This window comes from Antrihabitans spumae (assembly GCF_043944905.1).
GTDB classification, from domain to species: domain Bacteria; phylum Actinomycetota; class Actinomycetes; order Mycobacteriales; family Mycobacteriaceae; genus Antrihabitans; species Antrihabitans spumae.
The window spans coordinates 88,174-102,854 of sequence record NZ_JBIMSN010000003.1 but is presented as its reverse complement, the minus strand read 5'-3'; the positions used below and the strand labels follow the sequence as shown (position 1 = coordinate 102,854).

Sequence of the window (14,681 nt, the reverse complement as noted above, 5' to 3'; positions counted from 1 at the left end):
GGCCGTCGATTCTGTGGAAGGACTTGCTACTCGGCATCCTCGAGGAGGTTGCGGGTACGGTTCGGATCCACCGGGATGCCCGGACCGGTGGTGGTCGAAACCGTAACCTTCTTCACGTAGCGACCCTTGGCCGACGACGGCTTCGCACGGAGGATCTCCTCCAGTGCCGCACCGTAATTCGCAACCAGCTGGGTGTCGTCGAACGACGCCTTGCCGATGACGAAGTGCAGGTTTGCCTGCTTGTCGACGCGGAAGTTGATCTTGCCGCCCTTGATGTCGTTGACAGCCTTCGTGACGTCCATCGTGACCGTGCCGGTCTTCGGGTTCGGCATCAAACCACGCGGTCCGAGGACACGCGCGATACGGCCGACCTTGGCCATCTGATCCGGCGTCGCGATAGCGGCGTCGAAATCGAGCCAGCCACCCTGAATACGCTCGATCAGATCCTCGGCGCCGACTGCGTCCGCACCAGCGGCCTCAGCTTCGACAGCCTTCTCGCCTGCGGCGAACACGATCACCCGAGCGGTCTTGCCCGTGCCGTGGGGAAGGTTGACCGTGCCGCGAACCATCTGATCCGCCTTGCGTGGATCCACGCCGAGCCGAACGGCAACCTCGACGGTTGCGTCCGTGTTCTTCGTCGCGGTGTCCTTCGCAAGCTTCGCTGCCTGCAGCGGGCTGTACAGAACGCTCTGATCCACCTTCGCTGCGGCTTCGAGATACGCCTTACTTCTTTTTGCCATGTTCTCTGTCCTTACGCTCTTGTATTCGGCAGTTGTGGTTTACGAGCCTGGCCGGCTCTCCCACTGTGTTCGATTTGTCCTTCGCCTTCGGCTCAGAACGTGCTCCGCTCGCCTATCGGCCTCGTCTTCCCTCGTCGCTTCGCGCTTCGCGCGTTTCGCTCCTCAGTCCAGACTCGGCCGGCTCGCTTCGCTTGGGGCTCGCCACCCCAGGTAGTGCTATCCCTCGACCGTGATACCCATCGAACGCGCTGTGCCCGCAATGATCTTCGCGGCCGCTTCGATGTCGTTCGAGTTCAGGTCTTCCTGCTTCGTCTTCGCGATCTCACGAACCTGATCCATGGTCACCTTGGCGACCTTGGTCTTGTGCGGTTCGCCGGAACCCTTCTGCACACCGGCAGCCTTGAGCAGCAGGCGGGCAGCAGGCGGAGTCTTCAACTTGAAGTCGAAGGTCCGATCCTCGTACACCGAGATCTCGACAGGCACGACGTTGCCACGCTGCGACTCGGTCGCCGCGTTGTACGCCTTGCAGAATTCCATGATGTTGACGCCGTGCTGGCCGAGCGCGGGACCCACTGGAGGAGCTGGGTTCGCCATACCGGCCTGGATCTGAAGCTTGATGATCCCGGCGAGCTTCTTCTTCTTCTTGGGGGGCATCTCTCGTGTTTCCTTGTTTGTGTATTGCTCGGGTTTCTTGCGCTAGCAGTGCAAGTCTTTTGAGTGGCCGACTATTCCGCGGGTCAGATCTTCGCGACCTGGGTGAAGCCGAGCTCGACGGGCGTCTCGCGACCGAAGATCGACACGAGCACCTTGAGCTTCTGCTGCTCGGCGTTGACCTCGCTGATGCTGGCGGGCAAGGTCGCGAACGGACCGTCCATGACCGTGACGGACTCGCCGACCTCGAAATCGACCTCGATGACCGACTTCGTCGACGCGGCGGACGTGGATTCCGTCCCGCCGGCGGTGCCGGCAGCGGCCTTCTTCTGAGTTCCCTGCGGAAGCAGGAACTTCACGACGTCGTCGATCGACAGCGGTGACGGTCGTGACGTTGCTCCGACGAACCCGGTTACGCCGGGAGTGTTACGCACCGCGCCCCACGATTCGTCGTTGAGTTCCATACGAACCAGGATGTAACCGGGCAGCACCTTGCGGTTGACCTGCTTACGCTGGCCGTTCTTGATTTCGGTTACCTCTTCGGTCGGAACTTCGACCTGGAAGATGTAGTCGCCGACGTCGAGGTTCTGAACGCGGGTCTCGAGGTTGGCTTTGACCTTGTTCTCGTAACCGGCGTAGGAGTGAATGACGTACCAATCACCGTGGGCTCGCTTGAGCGCCGCCTTCATCTCCGCAACGGGATCGACAGGCTCTTCGGGTTCGGCTTCGACCTCTTCGCCCGTCACCTCGTCGACAACGACCTCGGCAGCCGTCACATCGTCGTCGGGCGCATCCGCGACAGCGTCATCGGAGGCCACCTCGTCGAGGACGATCTGCTCATCGGCCGAGGCCTCGTCGGTAACCTGCGGGGTCGAGCCGTTCTCCGGGGTGCTCACTTGGCAATCGCTTCCTTAGTCGTCACGTAGGTCTGTGGGGCGCCGGCAGTTGTGGTGGTCGCTCCCGCAGGCTCCGCTCCTGTCTATCCGAACAGCCAGCTGACGCCCTTGATGAACGCCAGGTCCAATCCGCTGATGTAGGCAACCATGAAGACCACGAACACCAGCACAACACTTGTGTAGGTGACCATCTGCTTGCGGTTCGGCCAGATCACCTTGCGCAGTTCGGCAATCACTTCGCGCAGGAACCGGCGCAACCGCTTGAAGACGTTCTCCTGCTTGGTCCTGCTCGCGGTCGCGGACGATCTCGCACCTGCAGGCCGAGGCCTGCGGACCGTTGCCACTGCGGACGACGCTGCCGAGTCCGAAGACTCCGCTGTTCGCGTCCTGCGACTCGACCGCTTGCCGCTCGGCCGACTCACCGAGGCTTCGGCCTGCTCGGTCGCGTCATCTGCAGTCGGGTCGGCGTTGCCGGAGACCTTGTCCTCCGCGTCGCCGCCGTCGCGCGTGTCGCGCTCGTCGCTCACCGTCGATCCTCTCAGTCGCTGACATCCAGGGCAGGGGCGACAGGACTTGAACCTGCAACCTGCGGTTTTGGAGACCGCTGCTCTGCCAGTTGAGCTACGCCCCTTCGGTCGGATCGAATTGCTGGCCCCACCGCGCTGCGGTGAAATCGAACTTTCGAACCGTCCGCTCTGGGTTCACATACGATGCGCGCCACCCTCGGTAGCCTGAACCAGCACTACAGGGCAGCGCGCAGCGCTGAGAAAACCCAGAAAACTTAGTGTACGTTACTGCCCGCGCCCGACCGAAATCGCGGCTAAGCCAGCTTGACGGTCGCCGTCGCCCGGCCGAAAATTCGCCTGCCCTCGAACTTGGCAGTGATAGCGACGACGGCGGTCTTCGACTCCGCATCGACAGACTTCACCTTGCCCGTGTACTCGATCTCCGCAGCCTTCTGCGGATCCACGTACACCGGACTTGTGAAACGCACGTTGTATTCGCGAACCGCACCGGGATCACCGAGCCACGACGTCACGAAGCCCGCGCCGAGGCCCATCGTCAGCATTCCGTGTGCGACAACGTTGTCCAGGTCGACGAGCTTGGTGACCGTGTCGCTCCAGTGAATGGGATTGGCGTCACCGGAAACACCGGCGTAGTTGACGAGGTCGCCACGCGTCAACCGAACAGTGCGCGGTGGGAGTTCGTCGCCGACCGACACCGTGTCGAAGTCGCGTGCGTGCTTGCTTGCCGGAGCATCGATCGGCGCTACAGCAGCGGTCGCGGGCTCGCCCTTCGCCAACTTCGGCTTCGGCAGATGGGATGGGGCGTCGGAGCCGACGCCGTGCATCATGACGTCCTTGACCGCGTGCTCGAGGTTCTCGTCGATCGCCTCACCGGCGCGGCCAACAAGAGTCGTGTACGTCGTCTGCACGAGTTCGTCGTTCTGATCGGTGACGATGTTCTTGGTCACGATGATCCCTGCACCCTGGGGCGCGCGACGGAACGAATCGAGGTACACCTCGCAGGTCAGCTGATCGCCGACCTTGATGGGCTTGTGAAACTCCAGCACCTGGTCGGTCTGCATGATCTGGCTCGCGTCGTAACCGGTCACGACCGTGTCGAAAAGTCGCTTCTGCGCCAGAATTCCGACCAGAGAAATGAAGGTCAACGGCGCAAGCAGGCCGTCGTAGCCGAATTCCTGAGCGGTGTTCTCGTCCCAGTGCACCGGGTGGTAGTCCTGAACGGCGCGGGCGTATTCACGAACCTTCTCGCGCCCGACCTCGTAGTAGTCGTCGACGCGATAGTGGTGCCCGACCATAGCTTCGGTCTGGGCGTAAACGTCTTCGACTGTGTCCGAAACAACGTTGTTTGTCACGTGGGAAATCTACCTATCTACGTTGGACGCCGCGTCGCGCGGGTCCGGCGTGTCGGCATCCCCACGTGCAACCGTCTACCGGAACGAAGGGAGTTAGCGAGACTCGCGGTGCGCCCTGTGGGTGCCGCAGTTCGGGCAGAACTTCTTCAGTTCCAGACGATCCGGATCGTTACGCCGGTTCTTCTTGGTGATGTAGTTACGGTGCTTGCATTCCACGCACGCCAAGGTGATCTTGGGCCGAACGTCGGTCGAGGCCACGGGACGCCTTCTTTCGAGTAAGTCTCTGATCTGGTTCGATCAGGGCTGATCTGGTTCGATCAGGTTTCGTTCATGTTGTAGCGATGGCCGGACTTGAACCGGCGACACAACGATTATGAGTCGTTTGCTCTACCGACTGAGCTACACCGCCAGGTATCTGACACTGCACCTAACCGATGCAGCACCGCAATCCAGCGAGCCCCCTAACGGAATCGAACCGTTGACCTTTTCCTTACCATGGAAACGCTCTACCGACTGAGCTAAGGGGGCATGGCAACGCCCGCACCAAGAATTATCCAGCATTTCATGGTGCGCTTGAAGCCTTCAAGAGGTTACACAGTGTGGCGGCCACACGCCAAACCGTTAGGTCAGGGGTGGTGCGACGCACACCGGCGCAGCCCTCGTTCGCACCAACGAAAACGCCCCGCGAACCTGCGCAGCGGCAGATCACGGGGCATTTTCTTCGGTGTGGCAGATGTAGGATTCGAACCTACGTAGGCATAAGCCGACGGATTTACAGTCCGCTCCCATTGGCCGCTCGGGCAATCTGCCATTCGCGTTCAGCGTTCTCGAACCCAGGTTCGAAGTATTGCTTCCTCGCGCAGAGCAGAATACAACGAACCCGCACCCGAATACCAAACCGGGTGGCCAGCGCCGTGCGCGCAACGATAACGTCGGGACCAAACAACTCATCGAGGAGCACTTAGTGGCCGATTCATCCTTCGACGTCGTCAGCAAGGTCGATCGTCAAGAGGTCGACAACGCATTGCACCAGGCAGCCAAAGAGCTGACGACGCGCTACGACTTCCGAGGCACCGGCGCAGGCATCGACTGGTCCGGCGAGGAGGCGATCGTCCTCACCGCCGAAGCCGAAGAGCGCGTCAAAGCCGCACTCGACGTCTTCAAGGAGAAGCTGATCCGCCGCGACATCTCGCTCAAGGCCTTCGACGCGGGCGAGCCCGTCCAATCCGGCAAGATCTACAAGATCACCGGCACCCTGGTACAGGGCATCACGACCGAGAACGCGAAGAAGATCACCAAGAAGATCCGCGACGAAGGCCCCAAGGGCGTGAAAGCCCAGATCCAGGGCGAAGAGCTCCGCGTCAGCAGCAAGAAGCGCGACGACCTGCAAGCCGTGCAGGCACTGCTACGCAACGAAGACTTCGGCATCGCGCTGCAGTTTGTGAACTATCGGTAAGTTTGGCCCTCGCCTGCGCTCGGGCGGGGGTTGCTGGGCCTCTAGGCGCAGCCTTCCCTCGTCGGCTCGCGCTTCGCGCATCGCTCCTCAGTCCAGGCTGCGCCGGCCCCACAACCATTCAGGTGACACTGGCCCTCGCCTGCGCTCGGGCAGGGGTTGCTGGGCCTCTAGGCGCAGCCTTCCCTCGTCGGCTCGCGCTTCGCGCATCGCTCCTCAGTCCAGGCTGCGCCGGCCCCGCAACCATTCAGGCGGGGTCGGGGCGCCCCTCACCCTGCTGGACGACATCAGCGCCACCCCACTCCGCACAAACCTGGAACCAATGCGACATTCGTACCGCTCAGCGGGACCAGTGCCACATTCGCTCCACCGAATCGCCGCAACCCCACACGGAGCCAGGGCGCCCCTCACTCCACCCAGCAGCGTCAGCGCCACCCTCACTCCGCACAAACCCGGATCGCCGCAACCATTCAGGCGGGGTCGGGGCGCCCCTCACCCTGCTGGACGACGTCAGCGCCACCCTCACGCCGCAATATCGCGGAGCCAATGCGACACCCGTACCGCCCCGCGGGACCAGTGCCACATTCGCTCCACCGAATCGCGCAGCCCTACAGAGACCGCCGCCGTTCGGCGCGCCGGCGTCGTCTGGACTGAGGAGCGATGCGCGCAGCGCGAGCCGACGAGGGAAGACGGCATCTAGGGGCGCGCCGAACCCGACCGAGCGCACACGAGGTCCAGTGTCACAGCCATCCCTACTCCCCCCGTGCCATCGCTTCCAGCCTGGCGATGCGGTCGGCCATCGGCGGGTGGGTAGCGAACATCTTCCCGATGCGCTCGCCGCCGCGGAATGGGTTGGCGATCATCATGTGCGACTGCGCCGCCAGGCGCGGCTCCGGCGGCAGTGGTGCCGCGCTGACTCCCAGTTCGAGTTTGCGCAGCGCGGATGCGAGGGCGAGGGGATCACCTGTCAGCTCGGCACCGGATTGATCAGCTTGGTACTCACGCGATCTGGAGACCGCGAGTTTGACGACCGTTGCGGCGATCGGACCCAGCAGCGAGACGAGCAACACACCGAGCATGTTCGGTCCGCCTCCGTTGCCGCGGCCGCCGAACATCGAGGCGAAGATTGCGAGGTTGGCGAGGCCGGAGATCACCGCTGCCATCGCCCCCGCTACGGATGAGATGAGAATGTCGCGGTTGTAGACATGGGACAGTTCGTGGCCGAGCACCGCGCGTAGTTCGCGTTCGTCGAGGATCTGCAGAATTCCGCTGGTGCAGCACACGGCCGCGTGCCGTGGGCTACGTCCGGTCGCAAACGCGTTGGGCGCGTTGGTCGGGCTGATGTAGAGCCGCGGCATCGGCTGGTGAGCTGTGGTCGCCAGTTCGCGCACGATGCGGTAGATCACCGGCGCCTCGACCTCGGTGATGGGTTGGGCATGCATCGCTCGCAGCGCGAGCTTGTCGCTGGCAAAGTACGCGTAGCCGTTCATCGCGACAGCGAGAACGATCGCGATGATCAGAATTGTGCTGTTGCGGAACATCGCGCCCGCAAACACGATCAACGCGGACATGCCGACCAGCAGCCCGAACGTCTTCAAGCCGTTTGCGTAGCCGTGCACTCGTGCCCCATTTCTTCGTCACCGTCATACAGCCAACGAAGCCGCCGGGTGACACAGTTCCCGGCGCGTAGGAGACGTTACTCGCGACGGCTCAGCCGACGCGCTCGATCGTGTAATCCACGAGTCGTTTGAGCGCCTCGTTCCCGATTCCCTGCGGCAGTTGCGCAAGCTCGGCGCGTGCGAGGTCGGCGTAGCCTGCGAGCTTCTCCTTGGCCAGCTGCATGCCCTGAGACCCGCGGAGCAGCGTGAGTGCTTCGGCAACGTCGTCGTCGGAATCGACAGGTCCGGAGAGCAACTGCCGAAGGCGGTCGCCCGCGGGGCCTTCTTCGCGCAGCGCGAACAGCACCGGCAGCGTGTGGACGCCTTCGCGTAGATCGGTGCCGGGCGTTTTACCGGACTGCTCGGAGACCGACGCGATGTCGATGATGTCGTCGGAAATCTGGAATGCGGTTCCGACAGCGTCGCCGAGTCGTTCGAGACGGGCGACATGATCTGCCGTCGCGCCGGAGAAGGTGCCACCGAATCTGCCGGATGCTGCGATCAGCGAACCGGTCTTCTCCCACACGACCCGTAGGTAGTGCTCGACCGGATCCTGCATCTCTTTGACGCCGATGGTTTCGCGCATCTGGCCGGTGACGAGTTCCGCGAAGGTCTCGGCGATGATGCGGACCGCTTCGGGTCCGAGTGTGGACACCAGTCGCGACGCGTGGGCGAACAGGTAGTCGCCCGCGAGGATCGCGACATTGTTGCCCCAGCGAGCGTTCGCGCTCGGCGCTCCCCGTCGCATCGTCGCTTCGTCCATGACGTCGTCGTGATACAGGGTCGCGAGGTGGACCAACTCGACGACCGTCGCGGCCGTGATGATCCCTGGGTCGTACGGCTTGGGTCCGAGTTGAGCGGTCAGGATCGTGAAGAGTGGCCGGAACCTCTTGCCGCCCGCCTTGGCGAGGTGCAGCGCTGCCTCGGTCAGGAAATCCTCACCGTCGGACAGTTCGCTGACGAGCAGCTTCTCGACCCTCTCGAGGCCATCGCGGACCTTCGCGGCCAGCGTGGGGTCGATCAGATCGACCCCTGCGACGACCGTGCTCTCTTCGCTCACTATCCCGGTGCTCGTTCCTTCTGTCGGTGACGCATCGAGGTTCACGGTATTGAACCTAGCGGTTGGCCCCGACGTCGGTCCGCTCGATGCCTGCTGAGCACCCCTCACAGCGGCTGAAAACGCGTCCACCCGCTCGGGCTGTCAAGATGGAGCCATGACGTCCTATGTAGCCAAGTGGAGCCTGTAGTGGATTCGGAGCAGCAGGAGTTTCCGATCGGTACCGACGTTCTCGTCGTCGGTGCGGGACCTGCCGGTTCGGCCGCTGCTGCGTGGGCTGCGCGGGCAGGCCGTGACGTCGTTCTTGCTGATGCGGCCACCTTTCCACGCGACAAGACGTGCGGCGACGGGCTGACGCCGCGTGCGATTGCCGAGCTCGATCATGTCGGTCTCGGCGAGTGGGTTCGCGAGCGTGCGACCAACCGTGGGCTGCGTTTGGCGGGGTTCGGCCGTGAGGTCGAGCTCGAATGGCCCGGCGGATCCCTGCCCACCATCGGAAGTGCCGTTCCCAGAACCGAACTCGACGATAGGCTGCGCCGAACGGCCGTGGAATCCGGTGCCAGGATGGTGGAGGGCGCCAAAGCGGTCGACGTCGAACGCGACGGCGATTCGGTGCGTGCAGTGACATTCACCACGGCATCGGGTACCCGGACCATTACGTGCCGTTCGCTGATCGTCGCCGACGGTGTTCGCTCGCCGCTCGGTAAGAAGCTCGGCCGCACCTGGCACCGCGAGACCGCGTACGGCGTCGCGGCTCGGGCCTACGTCACCTCCGGGCGCAGTGACGATCAGTGGATCACGTCACACCTCGAGTTACGTGACGGCGACGGGGCACTGCAACCCGGTTACGGCTGGGTTTTCCCGCTCGCGACCGGTGAGGTGAACATCGGGGTCGGATCGCTGGCGACCGTCAAGCGTCCTGCGAACGTCGCGCTCAAACCGCTCCTCGAGTTGTATGTCGAGAAGCGTCGCGAGGAGTGGCAATTCGAGGGACCGATTCGTGCGGTGTCCTCGGCGCTGTTGCCGATGGGTGGGTCCGTATCCGGCGTCGCTGGCAAGAACTGGGCGCTCATCGGTGATGCGGCGGGATGTGTCAATCCACTCAACGGCGAGGGCATCGACTACGGGCTCGAAGGTGGCAGGCTGATCGTCGACCTACTCGACGAACCCGACCTCACCGACATCTGGCCGGAGCTGCTGCGGCAGCGCTACGGCAAGGCCTTTTCGATCGCGCGGCGACTCGCCGGTCTGGCGACGGTTCCCGGTGCGGTCCGCGCTGGCGGACCCCCAGTCTTGCGTTCGAAAGCGCTGATGCGCATCGCAATTCGCGTGATGGGCAATCTGGTGACGGACGAGGACGTCGACGCGACCGCACGCGCGTGGCGAGCTTCGGGTCGCGCATCACTTCGAATCGATCGCCGCCCACCGTTCAGCTGATGACGGCACAACCCGTCGCACACGACCTGCTGGTGCACTTGCGACGCGCACGCGATCTCGCCGACAGGCGCTACAGCGAGCAACTCGATCTCGACGAACTCGCCCGTGCCGCGGGCGTATCGAAATACCACTTTCTGCGGTGCTTCGCGGCGACCTACGGCAAGACTCCGGCGCTGTATCTGGCCGAACGCAGAATCGAGCGGGCCCAGGACTTGCTGCGCGCGACGAACTTGACGGTCACCGAGGTGTGCGACCTCGTCGGGTACAGCAGTCTCGGATCGTTCAGCAGCAAGTTCCGTGCGCTCGTCGGGGTGTCGCCGTCTGCCTATCAAGCGAAGTTTGCAGGAGCAGGTGTCCCCCACATCCCGGGCTGTTTCGTGTTCATGCACGGCCTCAGCGACAGGGCAGGCGGTCCACCGACCGCGCGGACCAAGCCAGCAATTCCGGAGAAGCCTGCGGAGGAGTCTTCGGAATAAGTTGATCCAATGATTACCAACGTCTCCCTCGTCACCGTCTATGTCACCGACCAGGACGAGTCCAAGAAGTTCTACACAGACAAGCTCGGCTTCGTCGAAACCGCCGATGTATCGATGGGTGATGGGTTCCGTTGGGTGACGGTCGCCCATCCGGACCATCCGGAACTCGAAGTGACACTGATGATTCCGGGGCCCCCGCTCGACGACGGGATGGCCGACGCGATCCGGCGCGCGCTTGCGAACGGCTCGGCGGGTGGCCTCGGGCTCAGCACGAAGGACTGCCGTAAAACCTGTGAGGAACTCGCGGCCAAGGGCGTCGAGTTGGTCGCCGAGCCTGCGGAGCGGCCCTACGGCGTCGAGGCGATCATCCGCGACAACTCGGGCAACTGGCTTGTGCTCGTCGAGCGCAAGTACGTCCCTGGCGACCACACCTACACCGCGGCCGAATTCGCCTGACCGTCCGGGCGAAGGCGCGGCAAAATCAGTTCCGAAAGTTTTTCGCGATCCCTGTCGATATCGCGTCGAGTCGATCGACGTGTTGGTGAGGCCAGGCGAAAGCCGGAGCCAAACCACCGATACGTTCACTCGAAGGAGATCGACATGACCGCCACCATCGCAACCGCCATCCCCGCTTCCGCCGCCGCACACACGGTGTCGCCGAAGGCTCGCCTCGCAGGCCGCATCGTCAGCGGCGTCGTGGTCGCGCTTCTGCTGCTGGACTCGCTGTCCAAGCTCGCCCAGGTCCAGGAAGTCGTGGACGCCAGTGTTGCGCTCGGTATTCCGACCGGTCAGGTACCGGTGATCGGTGCCATCCTGCTCGCCTGCATCGCGCTCTACGTCGTGCCGCGCACCTCGATCCTCGGTGCGGTCTTTCTGACGAGCTACTTCGGTGGCGCGGTGATGCTGAACATGATGAACGAGAAGCCGCTGTTCAGCACCGTGCTCTCCGCCGCCTACGTGGGAGTGTTCGTCTGGCTGGGACTGTGGCTGCGTGACGGCCGGGTGCGCGCCATCGTTGCCTCGATCATCGGACGCTGAGTACCCCCTACACCCCAGAAGGCCCGATCTGCCTTCCGCAGATCGGGCTTTCGCCGACACTTCACCTCGAGGAGAAATGCGATGCGATACCTCACCTGGATACGTAGTGCACGCGAGCAAGGCGAACCGCCGCAGGCGCTGCAGGACGCGATGAACGCAGCTATCGAGGAGCAGATGAAGGCTGGTGTCATCCTCGAGGCCGGCGGGTTGGGCACCATTCGCGACGGAGGCGCGAAGCTGACGCTGACGAACGGCAAAATCACGGACGGACCGTATGCGGAGACCAAAGAACTCGTCGGCGGTTATGCGATCCAGAACCTGAGTTCGCACGAGGAGGCTCTCGACAACGCCCGCTGGCTACTCGACCTGCACAAGGAGTACTGGCCCGAGTGGGAGGGCGACGTCGAGGTCAGGCAGATGTACGTCGACGGCGAAAGCTCTTAGCCCTACGTCGTCGGCAGTGTCGCGGCATGCAGCGCGACGATGCCTCCGGAAAGGTTGCGCCACCGCACTTCGCCCCAGCCTGCGTCCTGGATGTGCTCTGCCAGCTTCGCCTGATCCGGCCAGGCTCGGATCGATTCGGCGAGGTAGACGTAGGCATCGGGGTTGCTACTGACACGCCGGGCGACCTGTGGCAGCGCTTTCATCAGATATTCGAGGTAGGCGATGCGAAACGGCGCGAAGACTGGCGTGGAGAACTCGCAGATCACCAAACGCCCACCCGGCTTGGTCACTCGAGCGAGCTCGCGTAGTCCGGCGTCGAAATCGGACACGTTGCGTAGCCCGAAAGAGATTGTTGCGACGTCGAATACGGAGTCGGCGAACGGCAGGTGCATGGCGTCACCCGCGACCATCGGAACGTTGCGCGACAGTCCGGCTTTCAACATTCCTTTCGAGAAATCCGTTGCGACGCACCAGGCTCCGGACTTCCCGATCTCGACCGTCGACACGCCTGTACCTGCGGCCAGATCGAGGACCCGCTCACCGGTCTTCGGCGCGATCGCCTTGCGCGTCGCACGTCGCCACAACTTGTCCTGCCCGAGCGAGATCACCGTATTGGTGAGGTCGTAGCGCTTCGCGACGCCGTCGAACATTGCCGCTACGTCGGTCGGATCCTTCTCGAGCGATGCCCGGGAGCCTTGAGTCTTTGCCACGCCTCAAAGCTACCTTTCGCCGAAAGCTTGGCGACTACGCGGTGTGGGACCACTGCGCCGCGGTTCCGCCGATCACGTCGCGGTAGTGCTCGATCAGTTCGCCGCAGACCGCGGGCCACGTCCGGTGCAGGACCGATCGTCGTGCAGCGTCACCGAATTTGGAGCGGCCATCGGGATCTGCGAGTGCCGACACAGCGCTCGGTAGCAGTTCGGTGAACCGATCGACGGGGAGCAGGTAGCCGTTTCGGCAGTGCGACACGAGATCTCGCGGACCACCCGCGTCGGGTCCGATGACAGGAACGCCGCTGGACAGTGCTTCCTGAACGGCCTGGCAGAACGTTTCGTGCTCGCCCGGATGGACGAAGACGTCGAGACTCGCATAGGCCTGTGCCAGCTCGGCACCACCGAGCTGGCCCATGAACACCGCTCCCGGCAAGAGCCGTTCCAACGACGGACGGTCGGGTCCGTCGCCGACGACGACAAGCTGGATGCGCGGATCACGGGCAAGGGGTGCCAGTCGTTCGACGTGTTTCTCCGGCGCGAGTCTGCCGACGAACCCGACGACCAACTTGTCCCGATCTGCGCCGAGCCACTGCGCCCGCAGACTCTCGCGGCGTGCGGTCGGGCTGAATCGATCGATGTCGACCCCCCGACCCCAGCGGTGCACACGCGGGATGCGGTGCTGTTCGAGGGCATCGACCGCGGCCGTCGAGGGAGCGAGCGTACGGGCAGCACGCCGGTGGATGCGTGCGGTCCACCCCCATGCTGCGCGGCTGGTCAGGCCGAGGCCGTAGCTTTCGGCGAAGCCCGCGACATCGGTCTGATAGATCGCGACCGCGGGGACGTCGAGGCGCAATGCGGCGCCGAGGCCACCAGCACCGAGCAGGAACGGCGACGCGAGGTGAACGACGTCCGGATCGAACGCGCGCAAGGCCGCCGTCATACCCGGTTGCGGCAGACCGACCGGGAGCGAACTGACCTTGGGGACCATGACCGCCGGCACTCGGTAGATGGGGAATCCATCGTGTTCAGTCGGCGCGGGAGGTAGCGACCGGACGGTGTCCGGCGCGACGACGAACCCCTGGTGACCTTGCCTTTTGAGGTGCTCGAGAACTCGGAGCACCGAGTTGGTTACACCGTTCATATTCGGCAGGAACGATTCTGCGACTATGGCTATCCGCATGGTTCGATCCTGTCGCAGCGATTGCGCAGGGTAGCCACCGTGACGTTGCCGCGAGGCGAAGTTCAGGAGAACGCTTCGGATCGGCGGGCGCGGCGACGCAGGTAGTACAGCGTCGGCAGCGCAATCACCCACACGACGACGATCACCGACGCTGCCGGAATGATCGCCACGCTCGCATTGCGACCTGCGACGCGGACCAGGTCGGGGTCGGCCTTCGAATATTCGACGTCGATCCGCTGGCCAACGGTCAGGTTGGTGGGATACAGGACACCCAGACGTGGGTTGTGCGTCACACCGTCCGGTGTCACGAAGGCCACCGCAGAGCGCAGCCTGCCTGCGGACAGCACTTCGGCCGTCGCAACTCCCCGATCGGACTCGATCGTGTGATCGTCGCGCCACGCTGCGAGAACGAGCACGACGGCAAGCACGGAAAGGGCGATCGAGACGACATAGACACCGAGCCGCACCCGTCGTAGGAGGTTGGGGCTCGAGGCGGTCACCGACGCAGATTACCGTTGGCGACGCCACCGCAGCTCACCGCTGGGGGTAGCGTCGTCGTCCATGTCACGCACGTTCGAGGCGAAGATCACTTACGCCGCGCCGCCTGCCGTCGTTCACGGTGTTCTCACCAACAGCGAATTCTGGCACTGGGTTTTCAAGGATTCCGAGCACGGCTCCGTCGAAACACGCTCCGATGCTCCCGGGACGATCAGCGCGACGATGACGAACAAAGTCGGCGGCGACGCCTTGCCCGGTCTGGTCAGGAAGGTGGTCAAAGGCGACCTCGTGTTGGTCAACACCGATACCTGGACCACGTTCGACGGCCAGCGCGCGAACGGCACCTTCTCGGGCCGCTCGAGCAAGGGCATGGGCGGAATCGACGGAACGTTCGTCCTGCACGCCGACGGCGACGGCACCGTCATCCATGCCAAAGGAGCTGCCGAGGTCAAGGTTCGCATCGTCGGAGGCGCGATCGAGCGACTCGTCGAGCAGATGATGGGCAACATGTTCGACGGTCAGCGCAAGTACGTCGAGAAGTGGTTGGCGGAGCGGGCTTAG

At 63.7% G+C, this 14,681-nt stretch carries 18 protein-coding genes and 4 tRNA genes; 7 read left to right on the top strand and 15 right to left on the bottom strand.

The window, feature by feature from the left end; genetic code table 11:
- Positions 1-26: 26 nt before the first annotated feature.
- The 10 genes from rplA to ACHIRB_RS01165 all read right to left on the bottom strand — a co-directional run bounded on the left by rplA (position 27) and on the right by ACHIRB_RS01165 (position 4,976).
- A complete protein-coding gene (rplA, locus tag ACHIRB_RS01210; RefSeq protein ID WP_395123246.1) occupies positions 27-740 on the bottom strand; it encodes a 50S ribosomal protein L1 in 714 nt (237 codons plus the stop codon).
- Between the two features lie 216 nt (positions 741-956).
- Entirely contained in the window at positions 957-1,394 is a 438-nt protein-coding gene (gene rplK / locus ACHIRB_RS01205) for a 50S ribosomal protein L11 (protein WP_199703512.1), read from the bottom strand.
- A gap of 83 nt (positions 1,395-1,477) precedes the next feature.
- Complete coding sequence (gene nusG / locus ACHIRB_RS01200; RefSeq protein WP_395123245.1) at positions 1,478-2,287, bottom strand: transcription termination/antitermination protein NusG; 810 nt, start codon at positions 2,285-2,287, stop codon at positions 1,478-1,480.
- 83 nt (positions 2,288-2,370) lie between these two features.
- The gene (gene secE / locus ACHIRB_RS01195; protein WP_395113572.1) at positions 2,371-2,814 is read right to left on the bottom strand and encodes a preprotein translocase subunit SecE; all 444 of its coding nucleotides are present in this window, start codon (positions 2,812-2,814) and stop codon (positions 2,371-2,373) included.
- 31 nt (positions 2,815-2,845) lie between these two features.
- Positions 2,846-2,918, bottom strand: a tRNA-Trp gene (locus ACHIRB_RS01190).
- Between the two features lie 189 nt (positions 2,919-3,107).
- A complete protein-coding gene (locus ACHIRB_RS01185; RefSeq protein WP_395113594.1) occupies positions 3,108-4,109 on the bottom strand; it encodes a fused (3R)-hydroxyacyl-ACP dehydratase subunits HadA/HadB in 1,002 nt (333 codons plus the stop codon).
- A gap of 150 nt (positions 4,110-4,259) precedes the next feature.
- Entirely contained in the window at positions 4,260-4,424 is a 165-nt protein-coding gene (gene rpmG / locus ACHIRB_RS01180) for a 50S ribosomal protein L33 (protein ID WP_199703515.1), read from the bottom strand.
- Positions 4,425-4,502: 78 nt separating this feature from the next.
- Positions 4,503-4,575 (bottom strand) — tRNA-Met (locus tag ACHIRB_RS01175).
- Positions 4,576-4,621: 46 nt separating this feature from the next.
- Positions 4,622-4,694 (bottom strand) — tRNA-Thr (locus ACHIRB_RS01170).
- 199 nt (positions 4,695-4,893) lie between these two features.
- Positions 4,894-4,976, bottom strand: a tRNA-Tyr gene (locus ACHIRB_RS01165).
- A 154-nt stretch (positions 4,977-5,130) separates the two neighbouring features.
- Between ACHIRB_RS01165 and ACHIRB_RS01160 the strand changes: the two genes are divergently transcribed.
- On the top strand, positions 5,131-5,622 hold the full coding sequence (locus ACHIRB_RS01160) for a YajQ family cyclic di-GMP-binding protein (RefSeq protein WP_199703516.1): 492 nt from the start codon (positions 5,131-5,133) through the stop codon (positions 5,620-5,622).
- Between the two features lie 749 nt (positions 5,623-6,371).
- Here the strand turns inward: ACHIRB_RS01160 and htpX are convergent.
- Together htpX and ACHIRB_RS01150 are read right to left on the bottom strand one after the other, a co-directional pair.
- Positions 6,372-7,238: a zinc metalloprotease HtpX gene (htpX, locus tag ACHIRB_RS01155; protein ID WP_199703517.1), complete on the bottom strand. Its 867-nt coding sequence runs from the start codon at positions 7,236-7,238 to the stop codon at positions 6,372-6,374.
- Positions 7,239-7,329: 91 nt separating this feature from the next.
- Positions 7,330-8,340: a polyprenyl synthetase family protein gene (locus ACHIRB_RS01150; RefSeq protein WP_443623742.1), complete on the bottom strand. Its 1,011-nt coding sequence runs from the start codon at positions 8,338-8,340 to the stop codon at positions 7,330-7,332.
- 183 nt (positions 8,341-8,523) lie between these two features.
- On the opposite strand from ACHIRB_RS01150, the gene ACHIRB_RS01145 reads away from it, so the two are divergent.
- From ACHIRB_RS01145 to ACHIRB_RS01125, 5 genes are all read left to right on the top strand, one after another.
- A complete protein-coding gene (locus ACHIRB_RS01145; protein ID WP_395123244.1) occupies positions 8,524-9,771 on the top strand; it encodes a geranylgeranyl reductase family protein in 1,248 nt (415 codons plus the stop codon).
- Entirely contained in the window at positions 9,771-10,247 is a 477-nt protein-coding gene (locus ACHIRB_RS01140; protein ID WP_395123243.1) for a helix-turn-helix transcriptional regulator, read from the top strand. Before ACHIRB_RS01145 ends, ACHIRB_RS01140 begins: the two co-directional genes overlap by 1 nt.
- 9 nt (positions 10,248-10,256) lie before the next feature.
- Entirely contained in the window at positions 10,257-10,703 is a 447-nt protein-coding gene (locus ACHIRB_RS01135) for a VOC family protein (RefSeq protein WP_395123242.1), read from the top strand.
- 144 nt (positions 10,704-10,847) lie between these two features.
- On the top strand, positions 10,848-11,285 hold the full coding sequence (locus ACHIRB_RS01130; protein WP_395113566.1) for a DoxX family protein: 438 nt from the start codon (positions 10,848-10,850) through the stop codon (positions 11,283-11,285).
- Between the two features lie 81 nt (positions 11,286-11,366).
- Positions 11,367-11,729, top strand: coding sequence for a YciI family protein (locus tag ACHIRB_RS01125; RefSeq protein WP_199703523.1), 363 nt, complete (start codon positions 11,367-11,369; stop codon positions 11,727-11,729).
- 2 nt (positions 11,730-11,731) lie between these two features.
- On the opposite strand, the gene ACHIRB_RS01120 is transcribed toward ACHIRB_RS01125, so the two are convergent.
- The 3 genes from ACHIRB_RS01120 to ACHIRB_RS01110 all read right to left on the bottom strand — a co-directional run bounded on the left by ACHIRB_RS01120 (position 11,732) and on the right by ACHIRB_RS01110 (position 14,122).
- Positions 11,732-12,439 carry a demethylmenaquinone methyltransferase gene (locus ACHIRB_RS01120; RefSeq protein ID WP_199703524.1) on the bottom strand — a complete coding sequence of 236 codons (708 nt, stop codon included), beginning with the start codon at positions 12,437-12,439 and terminating at the stop codon, positions 11,732-11,734.
- A gap of 34 nt (positions 12,440-12,473) precedes the next feature.
- The gene (locus tag ACHIRB_RS01115) at positions 12,474-13,622 is read right to left on the bottom strand and encodes a glycosyltransferase family 4 protein (RefSeq protein WP_395123241.1); all 1,149 of its coding nucleotides are present in this window, start codon (positions 13,620-13,622) and stop codon (positions 12,474-12,476) included.
- A 62-nt stretch (positions 13,623-13,684) separates the two neighbouring features.
- The gene (locus tag ACHIRB_RS01110) at positions 13,685-14,122 is read right to left on the bottom strand and encodes a DUF3592 domain-containing protein (protein ID WP_395113564.1); all 438 of its coding nucleotides are present in this window, start codon (positions 14,120-14,122) and stop codon (positions 13,685-13,687) included.
- A 61-nt stretch (positions 14,123-14,183) separates the two neighbouring features.
- On the opposite strand from ACHIRB_RS01110, the gene ACHIRB_RS01105 reads away from it, so the two are divergent.
- Positions 14,184-14,681 (top strand): DUF2505 domain-containing protein, encoded by a 498-nt coding sequence (locus ACHIRB_RS01105; protein WP_395113563.1) that lies wholly within the window; start codon positions 14,184-14,186, stop codon positions 14,679-14,681.